Genomic DNA, 4,678 nt, shown 5'->3' on the forward strand with positions numbered 1-4,678 from the left:
TTCAATTCAATCGATCTGTCCAAAGGCGTCGACGGGGAACATTTGGAGAGGTGCGTGAAATCCTTGTTCGCCGTGCTGGGCTTTTTACCCTCATCGACAACACGGTCCATCCACCACTCACGAAGCTTCAATCCGTCATCACGACTTAGCTCATGGACGTTTTTGTCGCCTACAACGGTGATCAGGTTATTGATGGCCTTTTGTCTGGGGTTCTTCCATTTGCGGATTTGGTCGTCACTCTTTCCCAGAAGCAGATCTGGAGTGAGTTCCAGATACTCCTCGTAGAGCCTGGACACCTTCAGGATCGGCTTATCCGCACCGCCTAACAATCCATCAGCAACAACAGAAACTGTTTTGGATTGCTCACCCTCAGGGATCACCTCAATACGATTGAGCAGGCCACCTAAAGGCTCTGCAACAACCTCCTCCAATGACAGGTAGGGTATACCCCTGCACTTCTGCAAAATTGACTGCAGCCTCATAGTGAGCCTTTGCCCCCTCATGATCTTCTGCAAGCAAAGCCTCCCAGTACGCGACAAGCCTCTCCTCAATAATGAGAGACTTCTTTTGTGCTACATCAGGGCTTTCGGTTTTAAGGGAGAGCTGGATGCATGAACGCGGATCGACAGACGCATATCTTTTAGGAACACGCTTCACAAAATAGTACATTCCACGACTGATCGTATGAGCCATATTCTACCCATCCTACATGCAGTGTTATGTAGCTTAGTCCGCCAGTGTCAAATCACTTTGCGCAACACGCTTTAACCTACTGATTAAGCGTATCTATTCGTATTTTCAAAAAAAGGGAAGATGGCGGACACGGAGGGATTCCGACAAAATACAATTAACTATTTGTTTTATATGCCATATTTGCATTTTAGAAATTGCCAAATCTACCAAAGTTACCCCAAGCGGGTAACATAACGGGTAACAAATAAGCCGCCATTAGCGCCTTTCTGACTTCCCCTAGTTCTTAGATTCCAATTTTTCGCGGATTTCAATATAGGGCCAATGGCCCTATATTCATACTTGTCCAAAGGGCAATGAAGCCCGCCTACTACGGAGGACAAGAAATGAAAAATCTCTCTAGAGTGCAACTGGCAGAGGAACTCTACAAGGTTCAAGACCAGATTGAAGAACTCAAGAAAAGCGCCGACAAACTCCTAAAAGAGCTTCGCAAGCGTCAACAACAAGAAGACTAAGAGAGAAACGGGAGGGGGTTAGCCTCCTCCCCACCTGTCCACATACAACCGCGAAAGGCTTAGCCATGAACCTCCACAGCTTTACCACCGACACACGCCGCCCTATGCTGCCATCAATAGCAAAAGAGGAAAAGCAGGGTATGACCCCGAAAGAGTTTAAAGCAGCACGTGAAAAGTTAGACCTTTCCGCAGCTGAGTTGGGGCGCATCCTAAACACCGATCCACGCACCGTGCGCAGGTGGGAAGATGCTAGCGGGACACGCCCACCTAATCCGATTGCCTGCCGTGTTCTAGAATGGATGCTTGAAGGATACCGGCCGCCAGAATGGCCCAGATCGGAAAATAAATAGCTGCGACCTGTTGCTCTTTAAAACGCAAACGATAGCTTAATAAATAAGGAGCAAGCATTCCTTTACGTCTCGTTGCCGATCCTCTCGCCTTCCCAGTGTCATATGCTTATGATCGGTAGTAAGAAGGTCCATTTTTTTATTAGGAAGAACTTCCTTACATATGCCGTACAACTCCTCGATAGTGATCATCCCAGTATTGCTGTAACTTAGGACCATTTTCGAGTCTGTCTGCTTGACCCCAGTAAACAAATCAACAAAGGCACCCGGAACTTGGGTTTTGATACAAAAAGGAGACTGATGTCTACTCTCTCGGTATCTTCCCTTTACGATTCTCCCTCGCTGCACTTGGAGCGTTGGAAAATCATATAATACTAAAGTTTCCAAGGCATGGTAGAAACGACTGTAATGCACGAAACAGTACGGAGGGTCTGCATATACAGTTCCACCTTCGAAGTTTGCAAGACACTCCCGATAATCCAAAGCTGTAGATTTGTGAGACAACTGAACCGGCATGCCCGGAATGTAGGAGAGTAGATCATTATATTTGCGGTGGAAGTAACTTTGGATAGATCGGTTTCTGTATATTAAAATGTCCCGTAGTGATGACTGAGTTTTTGCATTTCGATATTGTGCATAATGCCCGGTCCCCTGACTTGCATAGGCCATCCCAAACATCAGAGAAGACAAAATGACGGGATAGATTGCAGTATCTTTATAGTCTTCTGCAACCTGCCTAAAGGCGTCAATCCATAGGCATTGCTCATAACTCCACCAAGTGCCTGAGTAGTTCTTCGCGAAAATACACCACTCATAACTGAAATCCTGATTAATCAATCCTCGTTGGAGTTCCTCCAAGTCATTGAATTTTTCTAGAGAATTTGCATCGGAATAGTTAACTTCCAACCTAAGGTCGTTGGTTTCTACGATCCTTTGCGCTGCTTCAATGAGTTGATCTGCAGATGGCGTCGAAGCGGTTTTAAAGGCTTTGTTGTATGTGTCAGATAACACACTTGAGTAGTGCTGGATATCGTTTGAATGGACAACACATTGCTGTCCTACCGCTCCAGCTAATGAAGCACTACCTGCAAACAAATCACATATAGCGCGTTTATCATGGACTTGATTGATCCCCTCAAGAACGAAATCCATTATTTTAGACTTCGAGCCCATGTATTTGATCAGACTTGGATAATCACGATGAATCAGATAGTGATCGGAAACAGGAACCTGAAGCAATTGTGCGCCCTCTGAAAACAAAATCCCAAATTAGGATAGCGCATTCATTAGAGAGCGCAACTATCAAGGTCAACTGGAACGGTCATCCATGGCAGAAATATCAATAGATATACAGAACTTAGTTCTCAAAGAGCTATTGATCGATGCACGAACGAAAGCCCAGCTTACTCAGAAGCAAATTTCTGAACGAATAGGAAAGCCCCAGAGTTACGTTTCTAAATATGAGAGCGGCGAACGTAAACTTTCTCTACCAGAAATTAGAGAAATCGTTATCTGCTGTGGTGGCACCCTTTATGAGTTGATTACAAACTACGAGAACGAACTAAAACTGCAAATCAATGACTGATATTTATTCAAACTTTCCGGCAAGATTTAATGAAAAATATGACATTCGTGAATGGGGACATGCGCTAGCGATCTTAAAGTACGAGTTCGAAGAGCAGTTTAGTGATATTTGCAATGTGCTCGATGAGTTTCAACTGCTTCGTTCAGGTATCGAAGCAGCAGGAGGTGGTAAGTCCAAAATCTCTGACAAACTCGATAAAAGACTGATTGACTTTGGTTGGGAAGAAAAAGCGTTTGACACATCTATTCATATAGATGGCGTGGCTCACGAGACACCGACTCATAAAGTTGATTGTGTTAAGGGCAGAGTGGCACTCGATGTTGAATGGAACAACAAAACAGAGTTTTTTGATCGGGACTTAAATAATTTCCGCCTTCTTCACTCTCTTAAAGCGATCAGCGTTGGCGTTATAATTACCCGGACTACAGAACTTCAGAAACAGGTTTTTAATCCTCTGGGAAAAGGAACTAAATATGGGGCTTCAACAACGCATCTTAATAAGCTAGTCCCAAAAATCGAAGGTGGAGGTGCTGGTGGGTGCCCTATTCTGGTTTGTGCAGTAAAGCCAGGGGCATATTTAGATGACTCGGCACAATAAATCATTCCTCTAGAAAAAATTTAATTCGCGATCCATAACACTACCCCTTCAGAGAAAAAGCCCCTCTGCGTCCAGCGCAAAGGGGCTTTTTTATCGTCAAATTGTCTTAGGTGAGATTACACGAATTAATAAGAATCCTCTACTTTCCAGAGCCTCTGATTATTCCCATAACCTCCCTTGCAGCTTTCACAGGATCTCTTGAAGCCACCAGCACAAACGCTGCAATATTTCGCCCGCTTAACGCCAGCACTCCGGCCGTTGGGTCATCAAGCTCAGCCTGCAGCCCTATGAGCTGCAACAAAGGATCTGTGAAGACTGCGGCCGCCAACACCCCGCAAGAAAATGTCAGTACCCTTTGCCAAAAACCCGCCTCTTTATGCATCAAAGCCCCCACCATCGCGAAAGCAACAATGACGGCCGTTTTCCAGAACGGCAGGTGATAGAAAATCTCTAAGATTACATCCGTCATTTCCAACAGCCCTGCCTCTGTCCGTTCCTGTCATTTGCTGCAACTCTATTCGCCCCCGCTCTGTCCACCTGAACAAGCACCACAAAGCCTTGGGGGCTTAGATTATTCTTTGTGAACCCACTGCAACTGCTCGCACTCTGCAACGTTTCGCAGCCCGGAATCATCAAAGTACTCAAGACACAAGCGGTAATCTTCAAGACCTTGCAAAAAGGCATCGTCCTGCTTCCTTTGCTGTTCCGCTTTCACAGTCCCTTGCAAAGCATAGTGCTCTGCCTCGATAAACGCCCGCTGCCGGATCTGGTGATAGGCAATGGCCGCAAGTACACAAAGAAGAAGGGCGGCCGCCAGCGCCCGCCCTGTCTTCGTTTTAATCAGGATTGAGAGAACCGCCCCCATATCAGGCGGCCCGCTCTTTATTGATCAGCAAATAGCCAGCAACGCCCACACTAAGAACCAGAGCGATTGCAAAGCCCC

At 45.9% G+C, this 4,678-nt stretch carries 8 protein-coding genes and 1 pseudogene; 4 read left to right on the forward strand and 5 right to left on the reverse strand.

All coding sequences use genetic code 11. From position 1 onward, the window contains the following. Together PsWM33_RS25310 and PsWM33_RS28920 are read right to left on the reverse strand one after the other, a co-directional pair. Positions 1-464, reverse strand: a pseudogene (locus tag PsWM33_RS25310) (integrase); the annotation flags it as partial. Further along, positions 382-693 (reverse strand): DUF6538 domain-containing protein, encoded by a 312-nt coding sequence (locus PsWM33_RS28920; RefSeq protein WP_446737456.1) that lies wholly within the window; start codon positions 691-693, stop codon positions 382-384. The pseudogene PsWM33_RS25310 and the gene PsWM33_RS28920, both read right to left, overlap by 83 nt. Before the next feature lie 383 nt (positions 694-1,076). On the opposite strand from PsWM33_RS28920, the gene PsWM33_RS28730 reads away from it, so the two are divergent. Both PsWM33_RS28730 and PsWM33_RS25315 read left to right on the forward strand, forming a co-directional pair. Then, the gene (locus tag PsWM33_RS28730) at positions 1,077-1,205 is read left to right on the forward strand and encodes a hypothetical protein (RefSeq protein WP_275078580.1); all 129 of its coding nucleotides are present in this window, start codon (positions 1,077-1,079) and stop codon (positions 1,203-1,205) included. A gap of 65 nt (positions 1,206-1,270) precedes the next feature. After that, positions 1,271-1,555: a helix-turn-helix domain-containing protein gene (locus PsWM33_RS25315; RefSeq protein ID WP_208994747.1), complete on the forward strand. Its 285-nt coding sequence runs from the start codon at positions 1,271-1,273 to the stop codon at positions 1,553-1,555. 36 nt (positions 1,556-1,591) lie between these two features. Here the strand turns inward: PsWM33_RS25315 and PsWM33_RS25320 are convergent, their stop codons facing one another. Continuing rightward, entirely contained in the window at positions 1,592-2,791 is a 1,200-nt protein-coding gene (locus tag PsWM33_RS25320; RefSeq protein ID WP_206599039.1) for a DNA adenine methylase, read from the reverse strand. Positions 2,792-2,879: 88 nt separating this feature from the next. Here PsWM33_RS25320 and PsWM33_RS25325 point away from each other — a divergent pair, with 88 nt between their 5' ends. Continuing rightward, the gene (locus PsWM33_RS25325; protein WP_082827154.1) at positions 2,880-3,137 is read left to right on the forward strand and encodes a helix-turn-helix domain-containing protein; all 258 of its coding nucleotides are present in this window, start codon (positions 2,880-2,882) and stop codon (positions 3,135-3,137) included. Beyond that, the gene (locus tag PsWM33_RS25330) at positions 3,130-3,735 is read left to right on the forward strand and encodes a BglII/BstYI family type II restriction endonuclease (protein WP_063302073.1); all 606 of its coding nucleotides are present in this window, start codon (positions 3,130-3,132) and stop codon (positions 3,733-3,735) included. Before PsWM33_RS25325 ends, PsWM33_RS25330 begins: the two co-directional genes overlap by 8 nt. Before the next feature lie 139 nt (positions 3,736-3,874). Here the strand turns inward: PsWM33_RS25330 and PsWM33_RS25335 are convergent, their stop codons facing one another. Together PsWM33_RS25335 and PsWM33_RS25340 are read right to left on the reverse strand one after the other, a co-directional pair. Beyond that, positions 3,875-4,210: a hypothetical protein gene (locus PsWM33_RS25335; RefSeq protein ID WP_153040014.1), complete on the reverse strand. Its 336-nt coding sequence runs from the start codon at positions 4,208-4,210 to the stop codon at positions 3,875-3,877. Positions 4,211-4,306: 96 nt separating this feature from the next. Further along, a complete protein-coding gene (locus PsWM33_RS25340) occupies positions 4,307-4,600 on the reverse strand; it encodes a hypothetical protein (RefSeq protein WP_063302075.1) in 294 nt (97 codons plus the stop codon). Between the last annotated feature and the right edge of the window lie 78 nt (positions 4,601-4,678).

Origin of the sequence: Pseudovibrio sp. WM33, from assembly GCF_001623165.1 — a bacterium.
In the GTDB taxonomy this organism is placed as follows: Bacteria; Pseudomonadota; Alphaproteobacteria; order Rhizobiales; family Stappiaceae; genus Pseudovibrio.